Genomic DNA, 15,197 nt, shown 5'->3' on the forward strand with positions numbered 1-15,197 from the left:
CAGACGCACCGCAGGAGCTGTCGAGTGGAACGAGGCTGCGAGTTTCGGCCTCAATTGAATCTCACGTGAACGCTCAGTGCCCGGCCGTTTTCGAGAACAACTGAATCACCACCACGCCCAGCACAATCAGGCCCATGCCCAGCATCGCCGGGATATCCAGTTTCTGCCCGTAGATAAACAGCGCGGCGATGCTGACCATCACGATGCCCATCCCGGCCCACACTGCATACGCGACACCCACCGGCACGGTGCGCACCACCAGCGTGAGCATCCAGAAGGCCACGCCGTAGCCGACGATCACCAGCAACAACGGGATTGGCGTGCTGAAACCCTTGATCGCTTTCATGGAAACGGTGGCGATCACTTCCGAGCAGATGGCAATGGCCAGGTAATAGTAGGCGGCGTTCATGGGTAAATCCTCGGTACAGGGGTTCAACCGCAGGAGCGAGCCTGCTCGCGAAAATCGTCAACGATAACGCAGCGTTCTCAGGTTTTTCGCGAGCAAGCTCGCTCCTACAAAGGTTGGCATTTTAGAGACTTGTCAGATGCGGTAAAGTCATTACCTATCCGAATTGAAGATGGGTTGAGCCATGAGCGTGCAGTGGAGTCTTGAGCAAATGCGCCTGTTTGTCAGCGTCGCCGAGCAGCGTTCATTTTCGGCGGTGGCGCGGGACCAGCGTCGGGCGCAATCGGCGGTCAGCAATGGGATTGCCCTGTTGGAGGCGGACCTGGGCGTATCCCTGTTTGACCGCAGCAGCGGCCGCCAGCCCCGTTTGACCGAGGCGGGCACGGCACTGCTCGAGGAGGCGCGGGAAGTCTTGCGCCAGTGCGAGCGCCTGAATGGCCGTGCCTTGTCATTGATGCGCGGTGAGGAGGCGCGCCTGCGCCTGGCCCAGGATGAAGCCATGCTCTATCAGCCGGTGCTCGATAGCCTCGAAGCGCTGGCGGGAAAATTTCCCAGCCTGGAAGTGCAGTTGTCCAGCGCCGCCCAAGGCGATGTCGCGCGCAAGCTGGTGGAGCGCAAGGCGGATCTGGGCCTGCTGTTCTATCACGATCAGATCCCCGAAGCGTTGGAGCGCCGCGTGCTGGGCAGTGTGGAGATGGTGACCGTGTGCGGTATCGGGCATCCCATGGCTAAGGAACAGTTCGTGGATTGCCAGCGCCTGGCGCAGTTTCGCCAATTGCTGATGGCGACCCAGACCAGTGTGTATCCCGGCAGCGAGGCCGCCAGCCCGCAAGTGTGGCGGGCTGACAGTTTCTACGTGCTGGCCGAATGGCTTGCGCGCGGCCTGGGTTGGGCCTGGTTGCCGCGGCATGTGGTGCAGTATCCGGCCTATCAGAACCAGATGGTCGAACTGAACAGCGAATGGACCCCGCCGGCGCTGGTGGTGGAGCTGGTCTGGCGCCGCGACGAGCCCCTCGGCCCGGCCGCGCGTTTCCTCGCCGAACGTTTTGCCGAGTGCTTGCAGGCGATCGACTGAAAAAGCCGATAAACTCCGCCGCCATGAATAGAACTCTCTACAGCTGTCTGTTTTACCTGGCGCTGCCGTTGGTGGCTTTACGTCTGTGGCTGCGAGCCCGCAAAGCGCCTGCTTACGCGAAGCGCGTGGGAGAACGCTTCTCCTGGGGCTTGCCGGTGATGCAACCCGGCGGGATCTGGGTGCATGCGGTGTCGGTGGGCGAAAGCATCGCCGCTGCGCCGATGATTCGCGGGCTGCTGGAACGTTATCCACAGCTGCCGATCACCGTCACCTGCATGACGCCCACCGGTTCCGAGCGCATCCAGGCATTGTTCGCCAACGAACCGCGCATCCAGCACTGCTACCTGCCGTACGATTTGCCCTGTGCGGCCAAGCGGTTTCTCGATCGTGTGCAGCCGAAACTGGCGGTGATCATGGAGACCGAGCTGTGGCCCAACCATATTCATCAGTGCGCCAAGCGCGGGATCCCCGTGGCATTGGCCAACGCGCGGCTGTCGGCTCGCTCGGCCAAGGGCTACGGGCGTTTCGCCAGGCTGACCGCGCCGATGCTGGCGGAAATGAGCCTGTTCGCCGTCCAGACCGAAACCGAGGCCGAGCGTTTTCGCAGCCTGGGTGCACGGCCCGAGACTGTCGAAGTCACCGGCTCGATCAAGTTCGACCTGGCCATCGACCCGCAACTGCTGGCGCTCGCCGCCGCGTTGCGTGAACAGTGGCACGCCAGTGAACGCCCGGTGTGGATCGCCGCCAGCACCCACGAAGGCGAAGACGAAGTGGTGCTCGCTGCCCATCGCCAGTTGCTTGCCAGTTATCCCAATGCGTTGCTGATCCTGGTGCCGCGCCATCAGGAGCGCTTCAACCCGATGTTCGAGCTGTGCCAGCAACAGGGTTTCGCCACGGTGCGTCGCTCCAGCGGCGAGGCGGTGACGGCGCAAACCTCGGTGCTGCTGGGCGACACCATGGGCGAGTTGCTGTTTCTGTATGCCCTGGCCGACAGCGCTTTTGTCGGCGGTAGCCTGGTTGCCACGGGCGGGCATAACCCGTTGGAGCCGGCGGCCTTGGCCAAGCCGGTGATCTGCGGGCCCCACGTGTTCAACTTCCTGGAAATCAGCGCAATGATGCGCGACGCCGGCGCGTTGCAGGAAGTGGACGATGCCGAGGGTTTGGCGGTGGCGGTGCAGCGTTTGTTCGAGCTGCCGCAGGACGCGCAGAAGATGGGGCAGGCGGGGCTGGCGGTGATGCGCGCCAATCAGGGGGCATTGAAGCGTTTGCTGGACGGATTGGGCAGACTGCTTAACGTCTAACAACACAAATCAAATGTGGGAGCGGGCTTGCTCGCGAATGCGCAGTGTCAGTCAGCGAATAAGTCGACTGATACACCGCTTTCGCGAGCAAGCCCGCTCCCACATTGGGTTAACGGGCAGTCTTAGTAACCCGGGTTAGCCTTCAGCTGCGCCGCGGCGGCCTTGGCCAGGTCCGGCGGCAGGAAGTCCTTGTCCGGGTTGTAGTCGGCCTTCAGGTAACGCGCCAGATCCTGCAAGTCCCCCGGGTTCAACGTGCCCGCCGCCTGCTTCAAGCGCAGGTTGTCGAGGATGTAGTCGTAGCGGCTGTTGTTGTAGTTGCGCACCGAGGTGTACAGCTGGCGCTGGGCGTCCAGCACATCGACGATATTGCGCGTGCCCACCTGGTAACCGATTTCCGTGGCTTCCACCGCGCTCTGGTTGGAGATGATCGACTGGCGGCGCGCCTGTACCTGCTCCACATCGGTGTTCACCGCGCGGTGCAGGTTGCGGGTGTTTTCCACCACCTGGCGACGCAGGCCTTCGCGCTGCTGCTCGGTCTGCCCCAGGCGGGAATAGGATTCGCGCACTTGCGAGCTGGTCAGGCCGCCGCTGTACAGCGGGATGCTCAACTGCAAGCCTACGGTGCGTTGCGAAACGTCACCGTGATACGGCTGGCCAAAGGCGCTCGGGTTGCTGAAGCCCAGGGCATCGTTGTCACCTTTTTCATATTGCGCCACGGCATCCAGGGTCGGCGCGTGGCCGGCCTTGCGTTGCTTGAGGGTTTCTTCGGCGGCGGTGACCGCGTAGTTGCTGGCCAGCAGGTTCAGGTTCTGGCGGCCGGCGGTTTCGACCCAGGCCTTGGCATCGTTAGGCGACGGCGGCAGCACCGGCAGCGTGTGCACGATGCCCTGGATCGAGTTGTACTGGCGGTTGGTCAGGGTGATCAGCGCTTCAAAGGCGTCGTCCACCTGGCGCTGGGCCAGGATGCGGTTGGCCCGTGCGGTGTCGTAGCTGGCCTGGGATTGCAGCACGTCGGTCTTGTCCGACAGGCCGACGTCAAAGCGTTCGTTGGACTGGTCCAGTTGGCGCTTGAACGCGGCTTCTTCGGCCTTGGTGGACGCCAGGTTGTCCTGGGCCCGCAGCACGGCGAAGTAGTTTTCGGCGCTTTGCAGGATCAGGTTCTGTTCGGTGGCCGAGAGTTGCAGCGCGGCCTGCTCGTTGACGGCTTCAGCGGCTTGCAGCTGGAACCAGCGATCAGCGCGGAACAGCGGCTGGCTCAAGGTCGCGCGCCAGGAATGGGCGTCGCGGTTGACCGTGGCGGCGGGCTGGTCCAGCTGGGTGCGCACATTGTTGATGTCGGCACCGGCCGACAGGTTCGGCAGCAACCCGGCGCGGGCCTGGGGCACCACTTCTTTCTGCGCGCCGTATTGGGCGCGGGCGGCGGCCAGGTCGGCGTTGTTGTCCACCGCTTCCTGGTAGACGCTGACCAGGTCGGTTTTGGTCGTCAGGGGCGCTTCAGCTGCCCAGACCAGTCCGTTGGTCGCACAAGACACGGCAAGAGCCAGTGAAAGTTTGCGCAGCATGAGGCGATCCCTAGAATAAATATTACAGCGATAATTTGGAGCCCAAGGCTAAGGTGGCCCATTCCTGGCGTCAAGACCTCAGGCAGTCACCGAGTGTAGTGGCGCTATCACGGCACAACAATCCTGTAATTACGCCATTCATCACGATGAATGCACCGCCGTTGGCAATTTGCCTGCTCCATGGTCTAGACTGGCCGCGTTCTTGTCGGGGTGCCTTGTTGGAAGGCTGAGATCGGTAAATACCGGATCCCGTTGAACCTGATCAGGTTAGCGCCTGCGTAGGGAACAAGATTTCTCGTCACCCGGCGAGTCCTCTTGTGCTTCGTCCGGGATGTTGTTCGACAATCGAACAGCCCGTGCGCCAAGCACAGCACTGTCACAGTGCGTCCATCCGTCACAGGTTCACTCCGACAAAAATCCACCGCCTGGATAGTTGGAGAGCCCGTGATGAGCATCGAATTAAAAAGCCAAAAATCAAAAAACACCGTGCACTTGAGTGAATCGGCCAAGGTCGACTCCGGTTCCGTGCAGCCGTTTACCCGCTCGCAAAAAATCTACGTCCAGGGCACCCGTCCGGATATCCGCGTGCCGATGCGCGAAGTCAGTCTCGACGTGACCCCCACCGACTTCGGCGGCGAAATCAATGCGCCCGTAGTGGTCTACGACACCTCAGGCCCCTACACCGACCCGAACGTGATCATCGACGTGCGCAAAGGCCTGGGCGATGTGCGCTCGCCGTGGATCGAATCCCGCGGCGACACTGAGCGCCTGTCGGGCTTGAGCTCGCACTTCGGCCAACAGCGCCTGAGCGATGCCGAGCTGACCGCGCTGCGTTTTGCCCACGTGAAAAACCCGCGCCGTGCCAAGGCCGGGGCCAACGTCACCCAGATGCACTACGCCCGCAAAGGCATCATCACCGCCGAGATGGAATACGTCGCCATCCGCGAAAACATGAAGCTGGAAGAGGCCCGCGCCGCCGGCCTGCTGGACCAGCAACACGCCGGCCACAGCTTCGGCGCCAGCGTGCCGAAAATCATCACCCCGGAATTTGTCCGCGAAGAAATCGCCCGTGGCCGCGCGATCATCCCGGCCAACATCAACCACACCGAACTGGAACCGATGATCATCGGCCGTAACTTCCTGGTGAAGATCAACGGCAACATCGGCAACAGCGCCCTGGGTTCGTCCATCGAAGAAGAAGTGGCGAAACTGACGTGGGGCATTCGCTGGGGGTCGGACACGGTGATGGACCTGTCCACCGGCAAGCACATCCATGAAACCCGCGAGTGGATCATCCGCAACTCGCCGGTGCCGATCGGTACCGTGCCGATCTACCAGGCCCTGGAAAAAGTCGGCGGCGCCGCTGAAGACCTGACCTGGGAGCTGTTCCGCGACACCCTGATCGAACAGGCCGAGCAGGGCGTCGACTACTTCACCATCCACGCCGGCGTATTGCTGCGCTATGTACCGCTGACCGCCAAGCGCGTCACCGGCATCGTGTCCCGTGGTGGTTCGATCATGGCCAAGTGGTGCCTGGCGCACCACAAAGAGAACTTCACCTACACCCATTTCGACGAAATCTGCGAAATCATGAAGGCGTACGACGTCAGCTTCTCCCTGGGAGACGGCCTGCGCCCGGGCTCGATTGCCGACGCCAACGACGCCGCGCAATTCGGCGAGCTGGAAACCCTCGGCGAGTTGACCAAGATTGCCTGGAAGCACGACGTGCAAACCATGATCGAAGGCCCGGGCCACGTGCCGATGCAGTTGATCAAGGAGAACATGGACAAGCAGCTGGAGTGCTGCGACGAGGCGCCGTTCTACACCCTCGGTCCGCTGACCACCGACATCGCCCCGGGTTATGACCACATCACCTCGGGCATCGGGGCGGCGATGATCGGCTGGTTCGGTTGCGCGATGCTCTGCTACGTCACGCCGAAGGAGCATTTGGGCCTGCCGAACAAGGACGATGTGAAGACCGGGATCATCACCTACAAGATCGCGGCCCATGCGGCGGACTTGGCCAAGGGGCATCCGGGGGCGCAGATTCGTGACAACGCGTTGAGCAAGGCGCGCTTTGAATTCCGTTGGGAGGACCAGTTCAACCTGGGCCTGGACCCGGACACGGCGCGTTCTTACCACGATGAAACCTTGCCGAAGGACTCGGCCAAGGTCGCGCATTTCTGCTCGATGTGCGGGCCGAAATTCTGCTCGATGAAGATCACCCAGGAAGTGCGTGAGTACGCGGCCAACCAGCGCATTGAAGCGGTGGATGTGGACGTGGCCAAGGGACTGGCGGAGCAGGCGGAGCGGTTCAAGCAGGAAGGTAGCCAGCTGTACAAAAAGGTCTGAATCAGAACCTGTGGCGAGGGAGCTTGCTCCCGCTGGAGTGCGCAGCGCTCCCGGAATCTGGATCGGTGTCTTGACTGACACTCATCGGTTGCAGGTTTTGGGGCGGCTTCGCCGCCCAGCGGGAGCAAGCTCCCTCGCCACAGGGGACTTTGCTGATTCAAATAATAGTGTCCCTCTGAGATAACACCCTTGAGCATTCAACCCAGCACCTATTCCCCAGACATCGCAGTCCCCTTGGACAAACGCGTCTTCGGCGCCCGCGATCTCTTTTCCCTGTGGTTCTCCCTGGGCATCGGCCTGATGGTCCTGCAAACCGGTGCACTGTTGGCGCCGGGCCTGGGCCTCTCCGGTTCCTTACTGGCAATTTTCCTCGGCACGTTGGTCGGCGTGCTGTTGCTGGCCGCCGTCGGCGTGATCGGCAGCGATACCGGCCTGTCATCCATGGCCGCCCTGAAACTCAGCCTCGGCACCAAGGGTGCAAGCCTGCCGGCGCTGCTGAACCTGCTGCAGCTGATCGGCTGGGGCTCATTCGAAATCATCGTGATGCGCGACGCCGCCAGCCTGTTGGGCGCCCGCGCGTTCAGTGAAGGCAGCCTGCTGACCAGCCCATTGTTCTGGACCCTGGTATTCGGCGCCCTCGCGACCTTGCTTGCCGTCAGCGGTCCGCTGACCTTCGTGCGGCAGATCCTGCGCAACTGGGGCATCTGGCTGCTGCTGGCCGCCTGCCTGTGGCTGACCTGGAACCTGTTTGCCAAGGCCGACCTGGCCACTCTCTGGGCCCAGGCTGGTGACGGTTCGATGCCGTTTGCCGTTGGCTTCGATATCGCGATTGCCATGCCGCTGTCCTGGCTGCCACTGATTGCCGACTACTCACGTTTCGGCAAACGCGCGAAAAACGTGTTCGGCGGCACGGCACTGGGTTTCTTCATCGGCAACTTCTGGCTGATGAGCCTTGGCGTGGCCTACACCCTGGCGTTTGCGCCGAGCGGTGAAGTGAATGCGTTGCTGCTGGCATTGGCCGGAGCCGGCCTGGGGATTCCGCTGCTGCTGATCCTGTTGGATGAATCAGAAAACGCGTTCGCCGATATTCACTCGGCGGCGGTGTCCAGCGGGATTCTGTTGCGCTTGAAAGTCGAGCACCTGGCATTGGCCATTGGCGTTATCTGCACGCTGATCGCCTGCTTTGCACCGTTGGCGCAGTACCAGAACTTCCTGCTGCTGATCGGCTCGGTGTTCGCGCCGCTGTTCGGCGTGGTGCTGGTGGATCACTTCATCCTGCGCCGTCGTGGCCATGGTGTTACCGCCAACCTGCGCTGGCCGGCACTGCTGGCGTGGCTTGGAGGGATCAGCACCTATCACCTGTTGGCGAATCTGTACCCGGATGTCGGCGCGACCCTGCCGGCGCTGGTGCTGGCAGGGCTGTTGCACTTCATCCTGGGCCGGGCCTTCAGTGGCGCGCGGGCACCAGCTCAGGCTTGATCACGCCGGTGAGGCGCGCATAGGGGATGGTCATTTCGATCAGCCCCAATGCGTACGGCGCGATGGTGGTCACGTTGTACTTGAGCACCACGCCATTGCTGGTCAGCGCCACATTCGGGGTTTTCTGGAACGGCCAGTTCTTCACGAACTCCGGGTCACGGTCCATCTGCGAATTGATCAGCCAGTTGTTGTGGGCGACTTTCGCGGTCTTCCAGAATGCATCTTCCTGGCCCGGCAACAGCATGTCGGTCAGGCTCAGCTCTTTGTGCAGCAGGCGTGAATAGTTGATGAAGCCGCGGCCCGGCTCACCGTGGGCGGTGCCGGTGTCCAGGTAGCTGGACACTTCGATGATCACCAGTCCGTCATGCTGCTCACGTACCTTGGCCTGCAAGTACATGCTGTTGCGGTCCGGGGACTCACGCAAGAACTTGTCGCGGTAGGCGTTCAGGGTGGCGGGCATGGCCTGGCCAGGTGAAGTGCGGGCCATCTGCAGCAGGCGCTGTTCGATGATCTGGTCCAGTTGCGGCTCGGACGGGAAGTGCACGGTGTCGATGTTTACCAGCGGGCAATCCGGACTGCTGCAGCCGGGTTTGATCTGCTCGGAGGCGTCGGCGGTGGTGTCCAGCGGCTTCAGGTAGCTCGGCTGGAACAGGCTCTGGCAAGCACCCAGGGTCAAGGCGATACAGGCCACGGAGGCGATTTTTAAAAGCGACATGTGTGTCCTTCATAAATCGAGGAAAGGTGAAAATGTGGAGCTTCGACTCCCGACAGGGCAGTCAGTTCGCCACTAAGCTGATTAGAGTGAGTTTGACGCCCGCCGTCTATCCCGGCAACCGGAAAGGGGCTGCATCAAGGGGCACGAGCGCGTTAGGATGGCGCGATGTCGAGGCCGCCTCGACACCGCAAGGCAATAAACGAGGGTTGATATGACGGACACAGCGAAATCGACGCCGAGCAAGGTCGAGATTGTTCAGCGCGACAATGCCTACAAGGGCTTCTACAAACTGGATCGGCTGAAACTGCGGCACGAGAAGTTTGATGGCGGCATGAGCCGTGAGCTCAATCGCGAAGTCTTTGTGCGTCATGACGCCGTGTGTGTACTGCCCTACGACCCGCAGCGCGATGAAGTGGTGCTGATCGAGCAGTTTCGCGTCGGCGCCATGGGGCGTACCGACAACCCGTGGCTGATCGAAATGGTCGCCGGCCTGATCGACAAGGATGAGCAACCGGAGGAGGTTGCACACCGCGAAGCCGAGGAGGAAGCTGGCCTTACCTTCTCCGCACTCTGGCCGATCACCAAGTACTTTCCGTCGCCGGGTGGCAGCACCGAATTTGTCCACTTGTTCCTGGGCCGTTGCGAAAGCGCCGGGGCCGGTGGCGTCCATGGACTGGAAGAGGAAGCCGAAGATATCCGCGTCACCGTCTGGGCCTTTGAAGACGCCCTGCAGGCGGTACGTGACGGTAAAATTTCCAACGCAGCGAGCATTATTGCCCTGCAATGGCTTGCGCTTAATCGCGCGGAAGTGAGGGGGTTATGGCAGTAAAGGCACGGGAGCGATATCGGGTTGACCTGATCGGGCTGCAAGCAGCCTGCGAGGCCAACTATGCACGGCTGATGCGGCTGCTGCCGGACATGCGCCACACCCCCGAGGCGCGGCGCATTGCCGTGACCCACGGCGACCAGATGCTCGGCGTGCTGACCCTGGAAGTGATCGTGAACTGCCCGTACACCACCACTTTGCGGGTGCGTCAGGAGCACAGCCTGCCGTGGCTGCCGGTGCCGCAGCTGGAAGTGCAGGTGTACCACGACGCACGCATGGCCGAAGTGATCAGCGCCGAACATGCACGACGCTTTCGCAGCATCTATCCTTACCCCAACGTGTTCATGCACCAACCCGATGAGAAAGCACAGCTCAATGTGTTCCTCGGTGAATGGTTGAGTCACTGCCTGGCCCTGGGCCACGAGTTCGAAGTCGTTCGATAGATGTGAACTGCGTCCGCTTCACGGGTTTCCTCTTTGTGTCCTGCCCCAGCATAATCGCCTCAAATGTCCATTCCTGTGATCACGCCCTGGGAGAACGCCTTGCCGAGCGTATCCGCCTTGAACCCTGACGCTTCGGCGTTGCTGGTGCAGTTGTCCGACAGTCACCTGTTTGCCGAGGCGGACGGCGGCCTGCTGGGCATGAATACCCGCGAGAGCCTGCAACGGGTGATCGACACGGTGCTGGTGCAGCAGCCGCAGATTGATCTGGTGCTGGCCACCGGGGATTTGTCCCAGGACGGTACGCTGGAGTCGTATCAGGCGTTTCGTGACATGACGCGGCAGATTCAGGCGCCGGCGCGCTGGATCCCGGGGAATCACGATGAGCCGCAGGTGATGCAGCAGGCGGCGGTCAACAGCGCGTTGCTGGAACCGGTGGTGGATGTGGGCAACTGGCGCATTACCCTGCTGGACTCGGCGGTGCCGGGTTCGGTGCCGGGGTATTTGCAGGATCAGCAGCTGCAATTGCTGGCGCAGTCGTTGAGTGAGGCGCCGGCTCGGCATCATCTGGTGTGTTTTCACCATCATCCGGTGTCGATTGGGTGCGCTTGGATGGAGCCCATCGGTTTGCGCAATCCTGAGGCGTTGTTTGCGGTGCTGGATCGGTTTCCGCAGGTGCGGGCGGTGCTTTGGGGGCATGTGCATCAGGAAATTGACCGGGAGCGCAATGGGGTGCGTTTGTTGGCTTCGCCTTCTACCTGCATTCAGTTCGCTCCCGGGAGTGAGGATTTCAGCGTGAGTGAGCAGGCACCCGGGTATCGCTGGCTGCGGTTGCATGCCGACGGGCGGTTGGAAACCGGTGTGGAGCGGGTGCAGGGCTTCGCGTTTCAGGTGGATTACGGTAGCAACGGCTACTGAGATTTCCCTGTAAACTGCGCCTCTTTGGCAGACCCACAGAGGACCCGGAATGTCCGCATCGATCTTGTATATCCACGGTTTCAACAGCGCACCAGCCTCCAACAAGGCGAGCCAGTTGATCACCGTGATGGACAGCCTCGGTCTGGCCGACCAACTGCGCGTGCCGGCCCTGCATCACCACCCCCGCCAGGCGATCCCCCAGTTGGAGGCGGCTATCCGTGACCTCGGAAGGCCACTGCTGGTAGGCAGCTCACTCGGCGGCTACTATGCAACCCATCTTGCCGAACGCCATGGCCTCAACGCCTTGCTGGTCAACCCGGCAGTCAGCCCTCATCGGATGTTCGACGGTTACCTGGGCACCCAGAAGAACCTCTACACCGATGAGACCTGGGAGCTGACCCACGACCACGTCGCGGCCCTGGCCGAGCTGGAAGTGCCGGCGCCCCAGGACGCCCAGCGTTATCAGGTGTGGTTGCAGACCGGCGATGAAACACTGGATTATCGCCTCGCCCAGCAGTATTACCGGGCCTGTGCCTTGCGCATCCAGGCCGGTGGCGATCACGGTTACCAGGGCTTCGCCCAACAGTTACCGGCGCTGTTGAGTTTTGCCGGCATAGGCTCCGATCAGTACCAATCCTTCGATTTCACCGCATTGTGAAACCGCAGGTTACTTTTTAATCGAACGACTCACGACGAGACCCCATGGCCACTCCCAGCGCTAGCTCTTATAACGCCGACGCCATCGAAGTCCTCTCGGGCCTCGACCCGGTGCGCAAACGCCCCGGCATGTACACCGACACCAGTCGGCCGAACCACCTTGCCCAGGAAGTCATCGACAACAGCGTCGACGAAGCCTTGGCCGGGCACGCCAAGTCGGTACAAGTCATCCTTCACGCCGACCATTCCCTGGAAGTGTCCGACGACGGTCGTGGCATGCCGGTGGACATTCACCCGGAAGAGGGTGTGTCGGGCGTCGAGCTGATCCTCACCAAGCTGCACGCCGGCGGCAAGTTCTCCAACAAGAACTACCAGTTCTCCGGTGGCTTGCACGGTGTGGGTATTTCCGTGGTCAACGCCCTGTCGAACCACGTACGGGTCAAGGTCAAGCGGGACGGCAACGAGTATCAGATGACTTTCGCCGATGGCTACAAGGCCACCGACCTGGAAGTGATCGGCACCGTTGGCAAGCGCAACACCGGCACCAGCGTGTACTTCGCGCCGGACCCGAAATACTTCGATTCACCCAAATTCTCCATCAGCCGCCTCAAGCATGTGCTCAAGGCCAAGGCTGTTCTGTGCCCGGGCCTGCTGGTCAGCTTTGAAGACAAAGGCACCGGCGAAAAGGTCGAGTGGCATTACGAAGACGGCCTGCGTTCCTACCTGGAAGACTCTGTCAGCGAATTCGAGCGCCTGCCGAACGAGCCGTTTTGCGGCAGCCTGGCGGGTAATAAAGAAGCCGTGGACTGGGCCTTGTTGTGGCTGCCGGAAGGTGGCGACAGCGTCCAGGAAAGCTACGTCAACCTGATCCCGACGGCCCAAGGCGGTACCCACGTCAACGGTTTGCGCCAGGGCTTGCTGGATGCCATGCGCGAATTCTGCGAATACCGCAGCCTGCTGCCGCGCGGCGTGAAGCTGGCGCCGGAAGACGTCTGGGAGCGGATCGCATTCGTCCTGTCGATGAAAATGCAGGAGCCGCAATTCTCCGGCCAGACCAAGGAGCGCCTGTCGTCCCGTGAGGCAGCGGCGTTTGTCTCCGGGGTGGTCAAGGATGCCTTCAGCCTGTGGCTCAACGAACACCCTGAATTGGGCCTGGCCCTGGCGGAGCTGGCGATCAACAACGCCGGCCGTCGCCTGAAGGCCAGCAAGAAAGTCGAACGCAAGCGCATTACCCAGGGGCCGGCACTGCCTGGCAAGCTGGCGGACTGCGCCGGGCAAGACCCGATGCGCTCCGAGCTGTTCCTGGTGGAAGGTGATTCTGCCGGCGGTTCCGCCAAGCAAGCGCGGGACAAGGAATTCCAGGCGATCCTGCCCCTGCGCGGCAAGATTCTCAACACCTGGGAAGTCGACGGCAGCGAAGTGCTGGCCAGCCAGGAAGTGCACAACATCGCCGTGGCCATCGGTGTCGACCCGGGCGCGGCGGACATGAGTCAGCTGCGCTACGGCAAGATCTGCATCCTCGCCGACGCCGACTCCGACGGTTTGCACATTGCGACCTTGCTCTGCGCGCTGTTCGTCCAGCACTTCCGCCCATTGGTGGATGCCGGTCACGTCTATGTCGCCATGCCGCCGCTGTACCGCATCGACCTGGGCAAGGAGATTTTCTACGCCCTGGACGAAGCCGAGCGCGATGGCATCCTCGATCGCCTGGTGGCCGAGAAGAAACGCGGCAAGCCGCAGGTCACCCGATTCAAGGGCCTGGGGGAGATGAACCCGCCGCAGCTGCGGGAAACCACCATGGACCCGAACACCAGGCGCCTGGTGCAGTTGACCCTGGAAGATTTCGCCGCCACCTCGGAAATGATGGACATGTTGCTGGCGAAGAAACGCGCGCCGGATCGCAAGAACTGGCTGGAGTCCAAGGGTAACCTGGCCGAGGTTCTGGGCTGATGCGCAGCAGTTTCGCCCTGGCGATTCTGTTGTTGAGCGGGTTGGCGACCACCTCGGCGGTCGCGGCGCCCGTGGCTGAGCTGAAGCTGTTGTCGGAACACCCGGTGGAAGGCATGCGCGGCGGTAACCTGTCGGGCCTGGCCTTATGCGGTAGCGAATTGTGGACAGTCTCCGATCGCGATGACGATCAGATCTACCGGCTCGATACCGCCGGTGACGTCTGGAAAGCAGAGACATACGGGATTGATGTGCCGCCGGTGCCGGCGTCGGGTTTGCCCTTTGGCCTGCGCTCACGCACCAGGGCAGCTGCGTTGATTCGTGGTGGTGATCTGGATTTTGAAGGCATCAGCTGCGATGCGGCGGGTAATCGTTACATTGTCAGCGAAGCCCACGCGGCGGTGCTGCAAGTGCCGGTGACCGGTGAGCCCGAGTGGTTGAAGATCGCCCCGGGCATGGTTCGCGAAGCTCGGGCCAGTGGCATGTTGCTGCACTTCAACGCGCTGTTTGAAGGCATCGTGGTGAACCCGGAAGGCAATCAAATCTGGCTCGCAGCAGAGCGTGAGCGGCGCGGGTTGATCTCCATCAAGCGCCCGCAAACCCTCTGGGATTGTGACGGCCCTTGTGTATTGCTGAGCGAGGCCGGCCAGGAGATGCAGCCGGCGCAGTTTCCGGGCGCCAAGGCGGTGTCCAAGGACTTTGCCGACCTGGCGCTGTTCAATGGCAAGCTGTTTACCCTGGAGCGCAATGCGTTTCAGGTGTGTCGCCGGGATGCGGTCACGGCCCAGGTGGAGTTGTGCTGGTCGTTTGCCGATGAAGCGCTGACGCCGAATCGGCGTTATGCCCAGGCCTATGGATTGGCCGAAGCCTTGGTGGTGGACGCTGACGGTGCCTGGATCGGCATCGACAATAACTTCGGTGCCCGCGCCGATGGCGAAAAGCGGCCGGTGGTCTATCGTTTCGCCGCCCCTGCGGGTGGCTGGAGCGCCAAGCCATGAGTGCGCAACCACCCGGCAAGCGCGCCGGGCGTGTGTTGATGTTCGTCGCGTGGGGCGCCGGCCTGTTTTTGGCGACACGATTTTTTGGGCAGTGGGAAGCGCGACAGGAAAACCCCAATGCCGTGGTGACCTCGGAGCAGCACGAGGGTTATATCGAAGTAAAACTGCTGGGCAACGGCCAAGGGCATTTTGTCGCCACTGGCCAGATCAACGGCAAGCCGGTGCAGTTCATGCTCGACACCGGGGCCACCGACGTGGCGGTTCCGGCTGAATTGGCCGACCGTCTCGGGCTTGAACGCGGCATGCCGGTTGGCGTGAGTACGGCCAACGGGCGAACCCAGGGCTTTCGGACCGAGTTGGGCCGCCTGCAACTGGGCGATATCGTCCTTCGGGACGTGCGCGCCATCGTGGTACCGGGTTTGGGCGATGAACAGGTATTGCTGGGCATGAGTGCATTGAAACAACTTGAATTTACCCAGCGCAGCGGCACTTTGCTGCTGCGCCAGACCAAACAATGATGA

The 15,197-nt window shown here is 61.9% G+C and carries 14 protein-coding genes and 1 riboswitch; of the genes, 11 read left to right on the forward strand and 3 right to left on the reverse strand.

The window, feature by feature from the left end; all coding sequences use genetic code 11:
- Positions 1–73 precede the first annotated feature (73 nt).
- Positions 74–409 carry a multidrug efflux SMR transporter gene (locus C0058_RS02440; RefSeq protein WP_003209492.1) on the reverse strand — a complete coding sequence of 112 codons (336 nt, stop codon included), beginning with the start codon at positions 407–409 and terminating at the stop codon, positions 74–76.
- Between the two features lie 181 nt (positions 410–590).
- Here C0058_RS02440 and C0058_RS02445 point away from each other — a divergent pair, with 181 nt between their 5' ends.
- On the forward strand, positions 591–1,481 hold the full coding sequence (locus C0058_RS02445; protein WP_008439125.1) for a LysR family transcriptional regulator: 891 nt from the start codon (positions 591–593) through the stop codon (positions 1,479–1,481).
- 23 nt (positions 1,482–1,504) lie between these two features.
- Positions 1,505–2,782 (forward strand): lipid IV(A) 3-deoxy-D-manno-octulosonic acid transferase, encoded by a 1,278-nt coding sequence (gene waaA / locus C0058_RS02450; protein WP_102367970.1) that lies wholly within the window; start codon positions 1,505–1,507, stop codon positions 2,780–2,782.
- A gap of 122 nt (positions 2,783–2,904) precedes the next feature.
- Here waaA and C0058_RS02455 read toward each other — a convergent pair whose 3' ends face one another.
- On the reverse strand, positions 2,905–4,344 hold the full coding sequence (locus tag C0058_RS02455) for a TolC family outer membrane protein (protein WP_008439123.1): 1,440 nt from the start codon (positions 4,342–4,344) through the stop codon (positions 2,905–2,907).
- 196 nt (positions 4,345–4,540) lie between these two features.
- A riboswitch (TPP riboswitch) is annotated at positions 4,541–4,646 on the forward strand.
- A gap of 145 nt (positions 4,647–4,791) precedes the next feature.
- Between C0058_RS02455 and thiC the strand changes: the two genes are divergently transcribed.
- On the forward strand, positions 4,792–6,696 hold the full coding sequence (thiC, locus tag C0058_RS02460; protein ID WP_008439122.1) for a phosphomethylpyrimidine synthase ThiC: 1,905 nt from the start codon (positions 4,792–4,794) through the stop codon (positions 6,694–6,696).
- 189 nt (positions 6,697–6,885) lie between these two features.
- Positions 6,886–8,175: a putative hydroxymethylpyrimidine transporter CytX gene (gene cytX / locus C0058_RS02465; protein ID WP_102367971.1), complete on the forward strand. Its 1,290-nt coding sequence runs from the start codon at positions 6,886–6,888 to the stop codon at positions 8,173–8,175.
- Here cytX and C0058_RS02470 read toward each other — a convergent pair.
- On the reverse strand, positions 8,144–8,890 hold the full coding sequence (locus C0058_RS02470; protein WP_003209503.1) for an RsiV family protein: 747 nt from the start codon (positions 8,888–8,890) through the stop codon (positions 8,144–8,146). The two genes, cytX and C0058_RS02470, sit on opposite strands and share 32 nt — an antisense overlap.
- Positions 8,891–9,101: 211 nt before the next feature.
- On the opposite strand from C0058_RS02470, the gene C0058_RS02475 reads away from it, so the two are divergent.
- The 7 genes from C0058_RS02475 (at position 9,102) to C0058_RS02505 (ending at position 15,194) form a co-directional block, all read left to right on the forward strand.
- A complete protein-coding gene (locus tag C0058_RS02475) occupies positions 9,102–9,719 on the forward strand; it encodes an NUDIX domain-containing protein (protein WP_003209505.1) in 618 nt (205 codons plus the stop codon).
- Positions 9,710–10,159 (forward strand): DUF1249 domain-containing protein, encoded by a 450-nt coding sequence (locus C0058_RS02480; RefSeq protein WP_003209507.1) that lies wholly within the window; start codon positions 9,710–9,712, stop codon positions 10,157–10,159. Before C0058_RS02475 ends, C0058_RS02480 begins: the two co-directional genes overlap by 10 nt.
- A gap of 99 nt (positions 10,160–10,258) precedes the next feature.
- The gene (gene cpdA / locus C0058_RS02485; RefSeq protein ID WP_102370213.1) at positions 10,259–11,074 is read left to right on the forward strand and encodes a 3',5'-cyclic-AMP phosphodiesterase; all 816 of its coding nucleotides are present in this window, start codon (positions 10,259–10,261) and stop codon (positions 11,072–11,074) included.
- A 49-nt stretch (positions 11,075–11,123) separates the two neighbouring features.
- Positions 11,124–11,732 (forward strand): YqiA/YcfP family alpha/beta fold hydrolase, encoded by a 609-nt coding sequence (locus tag C0058_RS02490; RefSeq protein ID WP_003209516.1) that lies wholly within the window; start codon positions 11,124–11,126, stop codon positions 11,730–11,732.
- A gap of 44 nt (positions 11,733–11,776) precedes the next feature.
- A complete protein-coding gene (parE, locus tag C0058_RS02495) occupies positions 11,777–13,681 on the forward strand; it encodes a DNA topoisomerase IV subunit B (protein WP_003209518.1) in 1,905 nt (634 codons plus the stop codon).
- Positions 13,681–14,676, forward strand: coding sequence for an esterase-like activity of phytase family protein (locus C0058_RS02500; protein ID WP_102367972.1), 996 nt, complete (start codon positions 13,681–13,683; stop codon positions 14,674–14,676). The genes parE and C0058_RS02500 overlap by 1 nt, the downstream gene beginning before the upstream one ends.
- Complete coding sequence (locus tag C0058_RS02505; RefSeq protein WP_008439113.1) at positions 14,673–15,194, forward strand: TIGR02281 family clan AA aspartic protease; 522 nt, start codon at positions 14,673–14,675, stop codon at positions 15,192–15,194. The genes C0058_RS02500 and C0058_RS02505 overlap by 4 nt, the downstream gene beginning before the upstream one ends.
- Positions 15,195–15,197 lie beyond the last annotated feature (3 nt).

The sequence above is a fragment of the Pseudomonas sp. NC02 genome, assembly GCF_002874965.1.
In the GTDB taxonomy this organism is placed as follows: domain Bacteria; phylum Pseudomonadota; class Gammaproteobacteria; order Pseudomonadales; family Pseudomonadaceae; genus Aquipseudomonas.